The organism is Hydrogenophaga sp. BPS33, from assembly GCF_009859475.1.
GTDB lineage: Bacteria > Pseudomonadota > Gammaproteobacteria > Burkholderiales > Burkholderiaceae_C > Hydrogenophaga.
This window is the reverse complement of record NZ_CP044549.1, coordinates 430,066-444,913: the sequence shown is the minus strand read 5'-3', so window position 1 is coordinate 444,913 and position 14,848 is coordinate 430,066. Positions and strand designations below refer to the sequence as shown.

16 protein-coding genes are annotated in these 14,848 nt (G+C 62.5%); 9 read left to right on the top strand and 7 right to left on the bottom strand.

Features of this window, described 5'->3' with window-relative positions; genetic code table 11:
- The 4 genes from rfbF to F9K07_RS01995 are packed head-to-tail and all read right to left on the bottom strand — an operon-like array spanning position 1 to position 4,080.
- Entirely contained in the window at positions 1-771 is a 771-nt protein-coding gene (rfbF, locus tag F9K07_RS02010; RefSeq protein WP_159588887.1) for a glucose-1-phosphate cytidylyltransferase, read from the bottom strand.
- Positions 772-783: 12 nt separating this feature from the next.
- Complete coding sequence (gene rfbG, locus F9K07_RS02005; protein ID WP_159588885.1) at positions 784-1,842, bottom strand: CDP-glucose 4,6-dehydratase; 1,059 nt, start codon at positions 1,840-1,842, stop codon at positions 784-786.
- A 37-nt stretch (positions 1,843-1,879) separates the two neighbouring features.
- Positions 1,880-2,842 carry a glycosyltransferase family 2 protein gene (locus tag F9K07_RS02000; RefSeq protein WP_159588883.1) on the bottom strand — a complete coding sequence of 321 codons (963 nt, stop codon included), beginning with the start codon at positions 2,840-2,842 and terminating at the stop codon, positions 1,880-1,882.
- Positions 2,839-4,080 (bottom strand): class I SAM-dependent methyltransferase, encoded by a 1,242-nt coding sequence (locus F9K07_RS01995; RefSeq protein WP_159588881.1) that lies wholly within the window; start codon positions 4,078-4,080, stop codon positions 2,839-2,841. Before F9K07_RS01995 ends, F9K07_RS02000 begins: the two co-directional genes overlap by 4 nt.
- Before the next feature lie 381 nt (positions 4,081-4,461).
- Between F9K07_RS01995 and F9K07_RS01990 the strand changes: the two genes are divergently transcribed.
- Positions 4,462-6,543 (top strand): hypothetical protein, encoded by a 2,082-nt coding sequence (locus F9K07_RS01990; protein WP_159588879.1) that lies wholly within the window; start codon positions 4,462-4,464, stop codon positions 6,541-6,543.
- Positions 6,544-6,593: 50 nt separating this feature from the next.
- Here the strand turns inward: F9K07_RS01990 and F9K07_RS01985 are convergent, their stop codons facing one another.
- A complete protein-coding gene (locus tag F9K07_RS01985) occupies positions 6,594-7,232 on the bottom strand; it encodes an MBL fold metallo-hydrolase (protein WP_159588877.1) in 639 nt (212 codons plus the stop codon).
- Between the two features lie 75 nt (positions 7,233-7,307).
- On the opposite strand from F9K07_RS01985, the gene F9K07_RS01980 reads away from it, so the two are divergent.
- The 6 genes from F9K07_RS01980 (at position 7,308) to F9K07_RS01955 (ending at position 10,963) form a co-directional block, all read left to right on the top strand.
- Entirely contained in the window at positions 7,308-7,778 is a 471-nt protein-coding gene (locus tag F9K07_RS01980) for a DM13 domain-containing protein (RefSeq protein WP_159588875.1), read from the top strand.
- A 108-nt stretch (positions 7,779-7,886) separates the two neighbouring features.
- Positions 7,887-8,507, top strand: a complete 621-nt coding sequence (locus F9K07_RS01975; protein WP_159588873.1) for a cytochrome b/b6 domain-containing protein — start codon at positions 7,887-7,889, stop codon at positions 8,505-8,507.
- Positions 8,504-9,295: a molybdopterin-dependent oxidoreductase gene (locus F9K07_RS01970; protein ID WP_159588871.1), complete on the top strand. Its 792-nt coding sequence runs from the start codon at positions 8,504-8,506 to the stop codon at positions 9,293-9,295. The genes F9K07_RS01975 and F9K07_RS01970 overlap by 4 nt, the downstream gene beginning before the upstream one ends.
- Positions 9,296-9,386: 91 nt before the next feature.
- Positions 9,387-9,629, top strand: a complete 243-nt coding sequence (locus tag F9K07_RS01965) for a pentapeptide MXKDX repeat protein (protein WP_159588869.1) — start codon at positions 9,387-9,389, stop codon at positions 9,627-9,629.
- A gap of 90 nt (positions 9,630-9,719) precedes the next feature.
- Entirely contained in the window at positions 9,720-10,325 is a 606-nt protein-coding gene (locus F9K07_RS01960) for a sigma-70 family RNA polymerase sigma factor (RefSeq protein ID WP_159588867.1), read from the top strand.
- The gene (locus tag F9K07_RS01955; protein WP_159588865.1) at positions 10,322-10,963 is read left to right on the top strand and encodes an NrsF family protein; all 642 of its coding nucleotides are present in this window, start codon (positions 10,322-10,324) and stop codon (positions 10,961-10,963) included. Before F9K07_RS01960 ends, F9K07_RS01955 begins: the two co-directional genes overlap by 4 nt.
- Positions 10,964-10,985: 22 nt before the next feature.
- On the opposite strand, the gene F9K07_RS01950 is transcribed toward F9K07_RS01955, so the two are convergent.
- Positions 10,986-11,777 (bottom strand): exodeoxyribonuclease III, encoded by a 792-nt coding sequence (locus tag F9K07_RS01950; RefSeq protein WP_159588863.1) that lies wholly within the window; start codon positions 11,775-11,777, stop codon positions 10,986-10,988.
- A 10-nt stretch (positions 11,778-11,787) separates the two neighbouring features.
- Between F9K07_RS01950 and pyrE the strand changes: the two genes are divergently transcribed.
- Together pyrE and F9K07_RS01940 are read left to right on the top strand one after the other, a co-directional pair.
- Entirely contained in the window at positions 11,788-12,513 is a 726-nt protein-coding gene (pyrE, locus tag F9K07_RS01945) for an orotate phosphoribosyltransferase (protein WP_159588861.1), read from the top strand.
- Between the two features lie 14 nt (positions 12,514-12,527).
- Positions 12,528-13,205, top strand: coding sequence for a DUF4124 domain-containing protein (locus tag F9K07_RS01940; protein WP_159588859.1), 678 nt, complete (start codon positions 12,528-12,530; stop codon positions 13,203-13,205).
- A gap of 182 nt (positions 13,206-13,387) precedes the next feature.
- Here the strand turns inward: F9K07_RS01940 and gatB are convergent, their stop codons facing one another.
- On the bottom strand, positions 13,388-14,848 hold the full coding sequence (gatB, locus tag F9K07_RS01935) for an Asp-tRNA(Asn)/Glu-tRNA(Gln) amidotransferase subunit GatB (protein WP_201451503.1): 1,461 nt from the start codon (positions 14,846-14,848) through the stop codon (positions 13,388-13,390).

Below are 14,848 nucleotides of genomic sequence, written 5' to 3'. Positions count from 1 at the left end.
TCACCAGCACCGCCATGGTGCCGCACCCGATTTCCACAGCGCTTCCAGTTCCCGCTGGTCGCGCAAGGTATCCATTGGATGCCAGAAACCCCGATGCGGGAATGCCGCCAAGGCACCGTCCCGCGCCAGCTTCTCAAGAGGCTCTCGCTCCCACGAGGTCTGGTCGTCTCGGATGTAGTTGATCGCCGCCGGCTCCACCACGAAAAACCCGCCGTTGATCCAGCCCATCTCGTTGTCCGGCTTTTCGTGAAAGCGCGTCACGTTCTGTTGCTCGTCGATGTCCAGAATGCCAAAACGTCCTGGGGAAGGTACCGAAGTGACCGTGACTAATCGTCCGTGAGAACGGTGGAAGGCAATCAGCGCCTTGATGTCGACATTGGCCAAGCCATCGCCGTAGGTCAGGCAGAACGCCTCGTTGCCCACATGCGAGGCTATGCGTTTGATACGGCCACCGGTCATCGTATCGAGGCCCGTATCGACCAGCGTCACAGTCCACCGCTCACTCGGGCCACCGAGAAACTCGACCCGGTTTTCACCCAGATGAACCTTGATATCGTAGTTCTCGGAAAAGTAGTTCACGAAGTACGACTTCAGCATGTGGGCCTTGTAGCCGCAACAGATCACGAAATCGTCCAATCCGGCGGCCGCATAGGTCTTCATGATGTGCCAGATGATTGGCCGCTCGCCGATGTTGACCAGCGGCTTCGGGAGGTTCTGCGTCTCTTCGGACAACCTTGTTCCAAACCCGCCCGCCAGAATCACAACTTTCATTTCAATGTGTCCTTACGCGAGGTAGTCGGTGATGTCTGTGTGCACTAGTTCACCGGCAGACACACCTTGCCCATGGGCCCGGTACCAGCATGCCGTCCGGCGCACCGCGTCGGCCGACGACCATCGCGGTGACCAGCCCAACTCACACCGCGCAAGCGTCGAATCGAGCGTCAGCACGCCCGACTCTTTCTGCACCCCGGTTTCAACCTGCGAAGCGATCCACGAAGCGCCGGCTCCCCAGGTCGAAACAAAAATGTCCGCGACGTTGCCCACAGTCAGAACGTCTTCTGCGACCGGTCCAAAGTTCAGAGCTGGCCACGCACGCTGCCCCTGTGCGAGGTCTTCGGCCAACATCATGTAGCCCACCAAGGGATCCAGGACATGCTGCCACGGGCGAATCGAGTGCGGATTGCGACACACCAATGGAGCTCCGGCCCCCAAGGCACGGGCCGCGTCAGGGAGCAGGCGGTGATCGGCCCAATCGCCACCACCGATGACGTTGCCGGCTCGCGACGTCGCCACGCCCGGCGCATCAGGCCCTTTGAAAAAGGAGGCCACCATGGCGTGGGTGGCAATTTCTGCCGCGGCCTTGGAAGCGCTGTAGGGATCCTGGCCGCCCAGCGTATCCTGCTCCCGGTACCCCCAGGCCCACTCGTTGTTTCGGTAAACCTTGTCGGTCGTCACGACCACGATCGCCTTCAAGCTTGGCAACGAGCGCGCCGCCTGCAAGACCCGTACGGTGCCCATCACATTCGCTTCGAACGTGCCCACCGGATCCGCGTAGGAATTCAGCACGATAGGCTGAGCGGCCAGATGGAACAGCACCTCGGCATCTGAACCGTCAAGCGCCGCCGACAGGGACGGCAGATCGTTGATATCGCCCACGTGGTGCGCGTGCTCGGGAATGGACAGTTCGTTGTAGAGCAAGCGCTCGCGTTCATCGAGTCCATAGCCCGTGGTTCGAGCGCCCATGCGAGACAGCAGAGCGCACAGCCACGCGCCCTTGAAGCCCATATGGCCCGTCACGAACACGGGCTTGCCCGCCCAGAATGTGCTGTCGAGTCGCCTCATGATCGAATGCTTGGCAAGGCGGCCCACTGTGCGACGCTCATATGCTGCCAATGTCCTTGTCGAAGTTGAGCAAATCGGAAATCACCACCATCGGACGGCTGCGCACCTGATCGTAGATACGGCCAACATAAACGCCCAGAATGCCCAGAAAGGTGCTGTTCAGCCCGATCCCCAGCAGCAGCAGAATCTGCGTGGTGGTGAACCCAGGCGGGGCTGCATCGGGCACCCAGGTCCGCAAAGCAATATAGAAGAATGCCAGTAGCGCCGACGCCAGTGCGATCACGATCCCCACATAAAAGGAAACCTTGAGGGGGAAGCTCGAATGGGCAATGATCCCATCGGCAGCCAGATGCGTTAGGGCCCGCAAGCGGAACTTGCTTTCGTTGAACTCCCTCTGCGACCGGTTGTAAGGAATGCCGATCTGACGGCGTGCCAGAGACGAGATGAGTCCGCGCAAGTACATGTGCGGCTCGTTGATGAGGCGCAACCGCTCAATGACGCTCCGGTCGATCAGACGAAAGTCCCCGGCATCCGCAATGAGATGCGGACCATCCAGTCGCAGCAGCATCCGGTAGTACAGGTGACGTCCGTACTGAAGCAGGGCACTCTCCTGCCGCTGCCGGCGAACGCCCACGACCACGTCATAACCTTCCTTCCACTTTTCCAGGAACGCGCGGAACATTGATGGCGGGTCCTGCAGGTCGGCGTCGATCTGGATGGCAGCAGCGCCACGCGCCAAGCGGTAACCGGCCAGCACGGACCGTTGGAATCCGAAATTGCGGGAGAAGCGCACCACGCGCACGTCCGGGTCCTGCGCAGCGATCCGGGTGAGTATTTTGAAGGTACTGTCGGTCGAGCGGTTGTCCGTGAAAAGAAGCTCGAAACGGTAATCGACGAGTGCGGCCGTCGTGCGTTTCAATTCCGCGTAGGTTCTGTCGACATTGTCTTCCTCGTTGAAGACGGGAATGACAATGCTGATCAGAGGCAACGGATCGTTCACTCCAGGCGCTTTCCGGATGCGCGATCAAACTCCTCCATCGAGAAGATGTCGATGATCGGTGCCTCGCAGCCATTGCGGGTCAAATAGCCGTGGATCTCCTGCGAGATATGCCACGCAAAATTCACCACCGGCGTTTGCTTGTTGGAGCGATCAGGAAATTCATCGTCCGACAAGATGGGAATGCGGGTTCCGGGCAGGTAGTGTCCGATTTTCATGGACCCCGGCTTCTCGTAAACAGCCGAAACATGCTGTTCATCGAGTCCGAGCATCTTGACCAGAATCGCTGCACGACCGGGAAACGCCTTTCCGTACAACGGTCCATGACGCGCCACCAGATCGTCGATTTCACGGCGTTTCGCCTGCACCCAGGAGGGGATGTGCTTCCCCATGTCCAGCAGACGTTGCTCATAGCTCTCTTCCGTGGCGGCCACCTGCGCCACCTCGGGGCTGACGCGAAGCCCCGCGTGATTTTTTTGCAGCATCACACGGATATTGCCACCGTACCGCGCTGGGAACTCGATGGAAGCGATCTGAGCCCCCAACGTCCTGGCAATGTATTGGAACGACGCCAGACTATAGGTGCGAGGGTGCTCGTGATAGAACGTGTCGAACTGGTGGCGATCCAGCACCGCGCCAAGGTAGTGATTTTCGACCACCACCACCGTGGTGTCGGACATCAACAGCTTCAGACCATCCAGCAAGCTCGGCAAATCTTCAATGTGGGCAAACACATTGGTAAAAGTCACAATATCCGGCTGACCGTGCTCGTCGACGATGTTCTTTGCCAGCGCGGGGGTGAAGTAATCGCGGTACACGCTGTGGCCTGAAGCGCTCGCATCGGCCGCGGCTCCCGTTGGCTCGACACCGACCGTTTTCGCGCCCTTCTCTCGAAAGATGCCCAACAGGCTGCCATCGTTGCAGCCCACGTCCAGGACCAGAGCGGCATCCAGCGAACCCCGGTACTGCTCACACGACGCCACCAACTGACGCATGCCGTTGATGACATCCGCCGTGTGACGCGCACGGTAGTGATAACTGTCGGGAAACAAGGTGCGCTTGGGCACTTGATGGGTTTGATGCGCCGTTTTGCAGTTCGGGCAGAACGCGATCTCAATGGGATACTCGGCCGACGTCAATGGGCTCCCCACGGGCACGAGGTCATCGCACAAAGGGTGCTTGCCCAGATCTACAACCGTCTTCAATTCCTGTTCGCCGCACACTTCGCACGCAATAGACATTTGTTCGAATCTCCTTCGAGGTTTTGCGACTCGAGACAACATGCAGACCATTGCTCAGCGGCGCTTCGGGTTTGGTAGTCTACAGGTAAACGATAGCCTCGCAGCCCCCCTGCGCGGCGCGATTGACGCCGCGCATCGGTGCGCGAGCATGCAGAACTCATGCTGTCCAAGGCACCACGGACAAGCACGGGAAAGCCGATCGTATGCAACGCATGCGATCCACTCGCAAAGCACCGATCCAGCTTTTCAGCCACCGGATCGCCGGTGGCGCATGAGCAACTGTGGTAGAGCGCCTGCGCAACCATCCATTACATTTCCAGCCATGCGCACAGGCACCCTCCCCTATTCCTCGGGAGTTCCAATGCGCAACGGTCACGAGCGATGGATCACAAGCACGTTTCTCCCGACATATTCCACCAAAGTTTCAACCTCGCAACCCTGCTGACGTTCACAGCAGCCTGGATGGTGCTGGGGATGGGGCTGGTTCGCTCTGGTCTTGAGGACAGCAGCGCGCTCAAGCTCGCAATCGTTGTCTTTCTGCTGGTGTCGCTCTGGCTTCCCGTCTTCGCCATCCACATTGGCAAACGCTACTGGCTGGAGGCCGGAACAGCGGCGGCCACCATCGGGATGGTCTTTCCGATCCTGGGTCTGTGGATGGGAGTTGCCGCTGTGTGGGTGGCAGGGGGGGTGCTGGTGGCTCTCGCTATTTATCTAGCGAGGCACTCTCCTGGCAGAGATGGCCGTCTCTTCTGGATAACCATGCTGGGAGCACCACTGCTTGCCGTGGTGCTGTTGTCGCTGGGTAGCGCAGACAGATTCTTCCTGCCCGAGAACATGTCTGCGGGAAGCGCGCAATCGGACAGCTATTTCCATATAGCACTCGCCACCATGATTTCGAATTTCCAGATGCCATCCATTGGCGCGGACGGACTCGAACTCACGAAATACCACTTCGGGTCGCATTTCGTTGCGGGCGGCATGGCAAAGGCAGCCCATGCACGCATGTCCGAGGTGTATGTGTACTGGGCGGCCATCGCACTCAGGGTGCAGTTGATCTGGGGCATGCTGTGGTGCAGCCTCCTTCTGTTGTCAACCCGCCCCCATGTCGCACCGGTCAGGACACGCGTCTTCTTGCTGATCGCGCTCGTGGGAATGACCAGTTCATTTTTCAACAGCGAGAGCTTCCTGTTGGCGCTCGCCATTTTTCTCGGCAGCGTCCCCCTGATATCCCGTCATCTCACCCAGATCGAAGTGCCACGATTTCAGCTCTGGCTGCAATTTCTGATCATTCTGGCGACGGCATTCATATGCGCCACGGCAAAAGTCTCGCTCGGCTATTTCGTGGCGGTTCTATTGCTGTACGCGGCATACGAGGATCGCAGAAACATCGCGCGCGTCGTCGTGACGTTGTTCGGATTGGGAACCCTTGCGATTTGCACAATAGCCTTGCTTCATCCGAGCGATGTCTCTCTGGCGAGCGCAGGCTTGGGCATTCTGGTGGCTTCCTACCTGCAATACACCACGCCAACCACGTTGGTATCTTTCCTGCTGCCCCTGGCGCTTTTGCTGCTGCAGTTTGTAAGACTCGAGCGGCTGTCGAAGACCGAGGACGTTCGAGGCGGCAGTCTCGGCTTCCACATGGCCTACAGCCGCTATGCCAGCGTGTCTGATTTTCTGCAACACCTGAGAACCTTGCCCGGTGAGTGGCAAGTCCTGGCCGTGTCGTTGGCCGCCTGCGTCCTGGTCGTTGTGACCTTGCCCATTGGGAGCAACGCGGCCTATTTTTCCGCAGTACTGCTCTTCATGTCGTTTGCCATGGCGCCGGCCGGGCTGTTCCAGCTATGTGGCGCCCTGTCCAAGTACAAGGCCTTCAAGGCCGTAGAGTTGCTAATGGCTTTCATGCTGGTCGTGCACCTTTTGGTGTTCGCCTTGCAATTCAAGGCACAGGTCGAGCGGGTGGCAGTATGCGAAACGTGCCCCCCAGCGACGGATACCACACCCCCTCGACAACAAATCCAGAACTCACTGCGCACCCATGGCACCGTATGGTCCGTCGCCCGAGAGCGCTGGGCCCCCACCCCCTGGGCTGCATTGATTCGAGATGTCGAAGGGTTCGCAAGCCCTCAAGCCGGCACCATGGTCTTCGTTCCTCCTGCCAACACGGCGTTTTGGCAACGGCTCAAGCCTGGTAGCCCCTACTGGTGCATCAGTCCGCAGTTGATGATTCCTGCAGAAACCGGCATACCCATGCTGCGTGGCATCGCCCCTGACGGTTACGAGCCGAAATGCATGCCACCTGGCCTGGTCTGGTATGGGTTCGGTCGTCAGCAAGACGCGCACAGAACCGGGGATTTCGATGACCAGCGCCTGTGTGCGATGGTTGTCGCAAAAGGGTTTAACCGCCTGTACATCCTGAACTCCATAGACAACCTGCGAGACAACCGCAAGCTCACCTGTCCCTGATGGTGGAGTCCATCATGGCATCCGCGCAAGCTCTGGCAGAGCACTGCCGTTTACACGTCGCGCACGTACGGATTCGTCCGCCGCTCACGGCCAAAGGTGCTTTCCGGCCCGTGGCCGGGAATGAACACCGTGTCGTCGCCCATGGGCCAGAGGCGTTCGCGGATGCTGTCGAGCAGCTGCTCGTGGTTGCCCTGCGGGAAGTCGGTGCGGCCAATGCTGCCGGCGAACAGCACATCGCCCACAAAGGCGCGCTTCGCTTCGCTTGAATAAAACACCACGTGTCCCGGCGTGTGGCCCGGGCAGTGCCGCACGTCGAGCGTGCATTGCCCGATCTGAACCGTATCGCCATCGGCCAGCCAACGCGTTGGCACGAATGCCTCGGCGGGTGGAAAGCCAAACATCGCACCCTGCTGCGGCAACCCGCTGATCCAGAACTGGTCGCCGGGATGCGGGCCGATGATGGGCAGGGCAAGCCGGCGCGCGAGCACGGCGGTGCCGCCGGCATGGTCGATGTGCGCGTGGGTCTGCCAGATCGCCTTGAGGTTCAGGCCAAGACGTTGCACCTCGGCAAGAAGACGGTCGAGATCACCACCCGGGTCGATCACTGCGGCGTCCATGCTTGCATCGCACCACACCAAGGAACAGTTCTGGGCGAACGCGGTGACGGGGACGGTGTGATAGCGCAGCATGACAGTGTGGGGAAAAGCCACGATTTTAGGTGGCTTGGTGTACAACTCGCGCATGTCACCGACGCACTGTCCCCCATGAAGAGCGCTCTGCTCCTCGTCGCTTCTCACGCCCTGGTGGCGTTGGCGGGTTTTGCTGCGGGCATCTATCTGCTGCCGATACTGATCGCGCCAACAGGGCCACAGACCGCCGAGATCAGCGCTCTCGCAGCAAAGGCGTCGTTCACAGGCCAGTTTCGCCGCGACCTGCAGGGCAGTGATGTGCTGCACTGGGGAGAAGGCACCGTTTCTGTTGGCCCCTCGGCCGTGTCGCTGATGGGCCGCCTGGCACCCGGACCCGACTACAAGCTCTACCTCGCGCCCCAATTCGTGCAGAACGAAGCCGAGTTCCTGCGCATCAAGGCCACGTCACTGCGCATCGGCGACGTGAGGACGTTTGACAACTTCATCGTCACGCTGCCAAGCGGCGCGAACCCGGCCGACTTCACCACGGTCGTGGTGTGGTGCGAGACCTTTCGCGAATTCATCTCGGCCGCGCAATACCGCTAACACCTGACCCCCTTAGAAAAAAAATTGCTCTCGCTGTAACCAGGAGCGCCGTTGCACCGAACTTCCATGGCGACCCGAAACGTTCGGGCTGTCTGGCAAGGAGTTCCCATGAACGGTGCTGCGAAATGTCGACCTATCCATCCCCTGTGGATGCGCGTCAGCCATTGGCTCAATGCCGTCGCGGTGTTGATCCTGATTGCGAGTGGATGGCGCATCTACAACGCATCGCCATTCTTTGACTTCACCATCCCGAATGGGATCACCCTGGGTGGCTGGCTCGGTGGTGCGCTGCAATGGCATTTCGCCGCGATGTGGCTGCTGGTCGCCAATGGTCTGTTCTACCTGGCCATGAACGTGCTCACCGGCAGGCTGGTGCGCAAATTCTTCCCGCTGTCGCCGCGCGGTGTTCTGCGCGATGCGTTGGCCGCCCTGCACGGCAAGCTCTCGCACGCCGATCCGCGCCACTACAACAGCGTGCAACGCCTGGCCTACCTGTTCGTGATGGCCGACCTTCTGGTGATCGTGCTCTCGGGGCTGGTGCTGTGGAAATCGGTGCAGTTTCCCGTGCTGCGCGAACTGCTGGGCGGCTACGAATTCGCCCGCCGCATCCACTTCGTCGGCATGGCGCTGCTGGTCGGTTTCATTGCCGTGCATCTGGTGATGGTGGCCCTGGTGCCGCGCACCCTGTTGACCATGTTGAGCGCCCGCGGCAAGGAGACCACCGCATGAATATCTTCAAACGCCGCCCGCTGCCCAAGGTCGATGCCGACCTGGCCTTGCTCGACGCCCGCAAGCTGCTCGAAAAGCGCATGGCCCCGGCCGCACGCCGCCACTTCCTGCGCAGCTCGCTGACGCTGGGCGGCCTCTCGCTGCTGAGCGGCTGCAGCATCAGCAACAACGAAGGTGTGGAGGCCGTGCTCGGCCGCATCTCGCGCTTCAACGACCATGCCCAAGGCTGGTTGTTCGACCCGAACCGGCTGGCACCCACCTACAGCGCAGCCGAGATCACACGCCCGTTCCCCTTCAACGCCTACTACAGCGAAGACGAGGTGCGCGTGATCCAGGAAGCGGGCTACAGCCTGGAGGTGACAGGCCTGGTGGCAGACAAGCACCGCTGGACGCTGGAAGAACTGCGCGCCATGCCGCAGCAAGACCAGATCACCCGGCACATCTGCGTGGAAGGCTGGAGTGCCATTGGCCGCTGGGGTGGCGTGCCTTTCGGCGATTTCCTGCGCCGCATCGGTGCGGACCTCAGCGCGAAATACGTCGGCTTCAAGTGCGCCGACGACTACTACACCAGCATCGACATGGCCACCGCACTGCATCCGCAGACCTTGCTCACGTTGACCTATGACGGCGAGCCGCTGCCGCCCAAATATGGTTTCCCGATGAAGCTGCGCATGCCCACCAAGCTCGGCTACAAGAACCCGAAAACCATCATGGCGATGTTCGTCACCAACACCTATCCGGGGGGCTACTGGGAAGACCAGGGCTACAACTGGTTCGGCGGGAGTTGAACGGCATTAGCTGCTCAAAACCGCAGACGGCGCGACCGTGCCCATCCCGGATCACGGCGCATTTTTTCTCCACTCTCAAAGGACTCTCAACATGAACAAGCTCAACACCGCCCTGCTCGCCGCCTGCCTGGCCGCCGCTTCTGCCACGGCCTTCGCCGCCGACGACATGATGAAGAAAGACGCCATGACCAAGGATTCGATGGCCAAGGACGGCATGAAGAAAGACCCGATGTCCAAGGACCCCATGAAGAAGGATTCGATGGCCAAAGACAGCATGGGCAAGGACGCCATGAAGAAAGACGACATGATGAAGAAGGACGAGATGAAGAAATAAGCGCCCAGCGTGCTTGCGCTCGCGGCTGGCGATGCCAGCCGATCGAAAACCCGCGGGGGGTTCAAAGGCCGCCGTGTAAGCTGCGGGCCCATGGAACGACATTCGTCCGACGGTGATTCCACGCAAGCCCAGACCGAACAGACCCTGCGCAACCTGATGCTCGCGGGTCTGGACGGCGACGCGGCGGCGTACCGCCGTTTCCTTCAACAACTCGGCACGCGCCTGCGGTCGTTCTACCGCCGACGCCTGTCGGGTTGGCCGGATGACGTGGAGGACCTCGTGCAAGACACCTTGCTGGCGATTCACAACCAGCGCCACACCTACCAACCCGGCCAGCCGGTCACGGCCTGGGTGCACGCCATCGCGCGCTACAAGACCATCGACTTGCTGCGCGCGCGCCAAGCGCGCGAAGCGCTGCACGACCCGCTGGACGACGATGCGAACGCCTTGTTCGACACCAGCGACAGCGACGCCGCCGAAACCCGGCGCGACCTGGACCAGTTGTTGGCCACGCTGCCCGAGCGCCAGCGCGTGCCGATCGAGCAGGTCAAGCTCGAAGGCCGCTCGGTGGCCGACGTGGCGCGCGAGACCGGCATGTCCGAATCGGCCGTGAAGATCGGCATCCACCGGGGGCTGAAGGCGTTGGCCGCGCGCATCGCCGCCATGCCCAAGCCCCGGGCGAAAGGTTCCCCATGAAGACCGACGACCTCATCCACCTGCTGGCCGCCGACACCGTGCCGGTGCCGCGCCACGCCGCCGCCCGGCGGCTGGCGATCGGCCTGTTGCTCGCCGTGCCCCTCTCGCTCGTGCTCATGGGCATGGTGCTCGGGGTGAACCCGGCGCTCAGGGCGTACCTCGCCCAGCCGATGTTCTGGGTGAAGTTCGGCGTTCCGCTGCTGATGGCGCTGGTGGCCTTGCCGCTGGTGGCCCGGCTCGGCCGGCCCGGTGCGTCCACGCGCGCGGCTTGGACGCTCTGGCTCCTGCCCATCGGCGTTCTCTGGACACTGGGCGCGGTGGCACTCCTGCAGGCACCGGCTGCCGACATGCCGTTACTTATCCTGAGCCGCACCTGGCGCGTGTGCGCAGAGAACATCGCGGTGCTGTCGCTGCCGGTGTTCATCGCCGCGATCTGGGTGTTGAAGTCCATGGCGCCGGTGCGCCCTGCGCTGGCCGGCGCGGGTGCGGGCGCCCTGAGCGGCGCGTGCGGTGCGGCGGTTTACGCCCTGCACTGCCCGGAGCTCGCCGCGCCCTTCATTGCCATCTGGTACGTGCTGGGCATGGCACTGCCGGTGGCCGCCGGTGCGTTGCTGGGGCCTCGGCTGCTGCGCTGGTAGCGCAGGTCGGCGCGCGCCGCGCTCACAACTGAAAGTCGTAGTCGATGCTGATCGGCGCGTGGTCAGAGAACTTCTCCGTCTTGTAAATCGACTCGGTGCGCGCCAGCGCCGCCAGCGCCGGCGTCGCCAGGTGGTAGTCCAGCCGCCAGCCCACGTTGTTCGCGTAGGCCTGGCCCCGGTTGCTCCACCACGTGTAGCAGGCATCGGTGGTGTCGGGCTGCAGGCGGCGGTACACGTCCACCATGCCGCCGGCGTCCAGCAGCGTGGTCATCCAGGCGCGCTCTTCCGGCAGGAAGCCGCTGTTCTTCTGGTTGCTGCGCCAGTTCTTCAGGTCCTTTTCCTGGTGCGCGATGTTCACGTCGCCACACAGGATGAATTCGCGCCCGTTCTTGAGCGACTGCAGGTGCGGGTAGAAGTCGGCCAGGAAGCGGTACTTGGCGTCCTGGCGTTCCGGGCCCGACGAGCCGCTGGGAAAATACACGCTCAGGATGGAGAGCTTGCGCTGTGGCGTGTCGAAACGCAGTTCGGTAAAGCGCCCTTCGTCATCAAACTCCCTGGAGCCAAAGCCGATCACCACGTCGCTCGGTTCGTGGCGGGTGAAGATGCCGGTGCCGGAATAGCCCTTCTTCTGCGCAAAGTGGAAATGGCCCTTGAGCCCGGCGAGTTGCTCGAAGCGGCCCTCCACATCGCTGGCCTGGCACTTCACCTCCTGCACGCAAATACAATCGGGCGCGTGTGTGGCCAGCCATTTCTCCAAGCCCTTGGTGGTGGCGGAGCGAATCCCGTTGAGGTTGAGGCTGGTCAGTTTGAACAAGGACTTCTCCATGGTGTTGGATACGGGCGCGGCGCAGGCCGGCGCGAAAAATGAGAGTGCTGCCGCGCTGGCGCAGGCGTTCGTGCGGTTCTGTGTGGAAGCCGGCGCGCTTCGCTTTGGCGAATTCAAGACCAAGGCCGGCCGCATGAGCCCCTACTTCTTCAACGCCGGCTTGTTCGACGATGGCGCCAAGCTGGGTCGGCTCGCGCAATTCTATGCAAAAGCCCTCATGGACAACGGCACCGAGTTCGACATGATCTTCGGCCCCGCCTACAAGGGCATCCCATTGGGCGCGGCGGTGGCGATCGAGCTCGCGCGCCTGGGCCGCAATGTGCCCTTCGCCTACAACCGCAAGGAAGCCAAGGACCACGGCGAAGGCGGCACGCTCGTGGGCGCGCCGCTCCGAGGGCGCGTGCTGATCGTCGACGACGTGATCTCCGCCGGCACCGCTGCGCGCGAATCCATCGCACTGATCCGGGCCGCGGGCGCGCAGCCGCATGCGATCGCCATCTCGCTGGACCGCCAGGAAAAAGCCACCGAGGTCGGGCCCGACGGGCGCGTGCAGGACCTGGAACACAGTGCGGTGCAGTACGTGCAGCGCACACTGGGCATGCAGGTTTGCACGATTGCGACGCTGGACGATTTGCTGCAGTATCTCTCCGGTCACACGGGCGGCGAGCACGATGCACATCGCGAACGTGTGCTGGCCTATCGACAACGCTACGGCGTTTCCTGAACCCCTTCGCCCCCATGTCCCACCCGATGCCCTCGCTCTCCCTCCCGCGGCCGCCATCCCTCCTGGCCCGCTATGGCGCGCTGTGGCTGGGCCTCGGACTGTGGGGCTCGGCGAGCCATGCCCAGATCTACACCTGCGTGGATGCGAGCGGGCGGCGGCTCACGTCGGACCGGCCCATCGTGGCGTGCCTGGACCGGGAGCAACAAGTCATGGGCGGCAGCGGCACGGTCATCAAGACCATCCCGCCGAGCTACACCGCCGACGAGCGCGCCAAGCTCGACGCCCAGCGCCGCCAGGAAGCCGAGCAGCGCGCGCGCATCCAGGAAGAACGCCGGCGCGACCGCGCGCTGTTGATCCGCTATCCCAACCAGGGGGTGCACGACAAGGAGCGCGCGGACGCTTTGGGACAGGTCGATGAGGTGATCGGCGCGGTGAAGAAACGGGAGATCGCCCTGGTCGCCCAGCGCAAGGACATCAACACCGAGCTGGAGTTCTACCAGGGCGACGTGGCCAAGGCGCCCAACTGGCTCAAGCGCAAGGTCGAAGACAACGACAAGCAGATGCAGATCCAGAAGCGCTTCCTGGAAGAGCAGGCCCAGGAAAAGCAGCGCATCAATGCGCGGTTCGACGAGGAGCTGGTCAAGCTCAAGCAACTGTGGTCCGCGTCGGGCAGCCCGTCGATGGCGCGCTGACGGGCTAACAGGGTTTGTCGGCCCGGGAAACAGCAGCAGCTGTCTTTCCGGCGAGCGTGCCTTGCTCCAGAGGCATCAAGGGTCCGGCTCCGCCGGCCCGAGATACCGTCCCCCCTCGAAGCGCCGAAGGCGCGCCACAGAGGGGGGAAGCTGCGAAGCAGCGCAGGGGGGTGTTCTCTACTTCAGCCGAGTTTCTGCCGCAGCAGTTCGTTCACCTGCTGAGGATTGGCCTTGCCCTTGCTCGCCTTCATGACCTGACCGACGAGTGCGTTGAAGGCTTTCTCCTTGCCGGCTCGGAACTGGGCCACGTTGTCGGCGTTGGCAGCCATCACCTCATCGAGGATCTTCTCCAGCGCTGCGCTGTCGTTCATCTGCTTGAGGCCCTTGGCTTCGATCACGGCGTCGACCTCGCTGCCTTCGCCGGTCCACAGGGCGTCGAAGACCTGCTTGGCGGCGTTGTTGGACACCGTGCCGTCCGCGATGCGCCCGACCAGCGCGGCCAACTGCGCAGCGCTCACGGGCACGCGAGCGATGTCGCCTTCGTCGGCGTTCAGGCGGCGCGAGACCTCGCCCATGATCCAGTTGCTCACCAGCTTGGCCTGTCCGCTGGCCTGGGCCGCACTCTCGAAGTAGGCGGCCATGGCCGGGCTCTGCGTGAGCGTGGTGGCATCGTATTCGGGCAGGCCGTAGTCGCGCACCAGCCGCTCGGCCATGGCGCGCGGCAGTTCGGGCATGGCGGCCCTCACCTGCTCCACCCAGTCGCGCGAGATCACCAGTGGCGGCAGATCGGGGTCGGGGAAGTAGCGGTAGTCGGCCGCGTCTTCCTTGGTGCGCATCGCGCGTGTCTCGCCCGTGTCGGGGTCGAACAGCACGGTGGCCTGCTGGATCGTGTGGCCGTCCTCGATCTGGTCGATCTGCCAGCGCACCTCGTAGTCGATCGCCTGCTGCATGAACTTGAAACTGTTCAGGTTCTTGATCTCGCGGCGCGTGCCCAGCGGCTCGCCGGGTTTGCGCACGGAGACGTTGGCGTCGCAGCGGAACGAACCTTCCTGCATGTTGCCGTCGCAGATACCGATCCAGGTCACGATCTTGTGCAGCTCTTTCGCGTAGGCCACGGCCTCCGCGCTGGAGCGGATGTCGGGCTCGGTGACGATCTCCAGCAAGGGCGTGCCGGCGCGGTTGAGGTCGATGCCGCTTTGGCCAATGAAGTCCTCGTGCAGGCTCTTGCCCGCGTCTTCCTCGAGGTGCGCGCGCACCAGGCGCACCGTTTTCTTGTCATCGCCCAGGAAGAACGACACCTCGCCCCCCTGCACCACCGGGATCTCGAACTGGCTGATCTGGTAGCCCTTGGGCAGGTCGGGATAGAAGTAATTCTTGCGCGCGAACACGCTCTCTTCGGCGATGTGCGAGCCCAGCGCGAGCCCCAGGCGGATGGCAAGCGCGACGGCTTCGCGGTTCATCACCGGCAGCGTGCCGGGCAGTGCGAGATCGACCGCGCTGGCCTGCGTGTTGGGCTCGGCACCGAAGGCGGTCGGCGCGCGGCTGAAGATCTTGGATTGGGTGGCGAGCTGGGTGTGGGTTTCGAAGCCGATGACGACTTCGTAACCCTGCACCAGCAGCGACATTGACTGAGATTTGCTCAT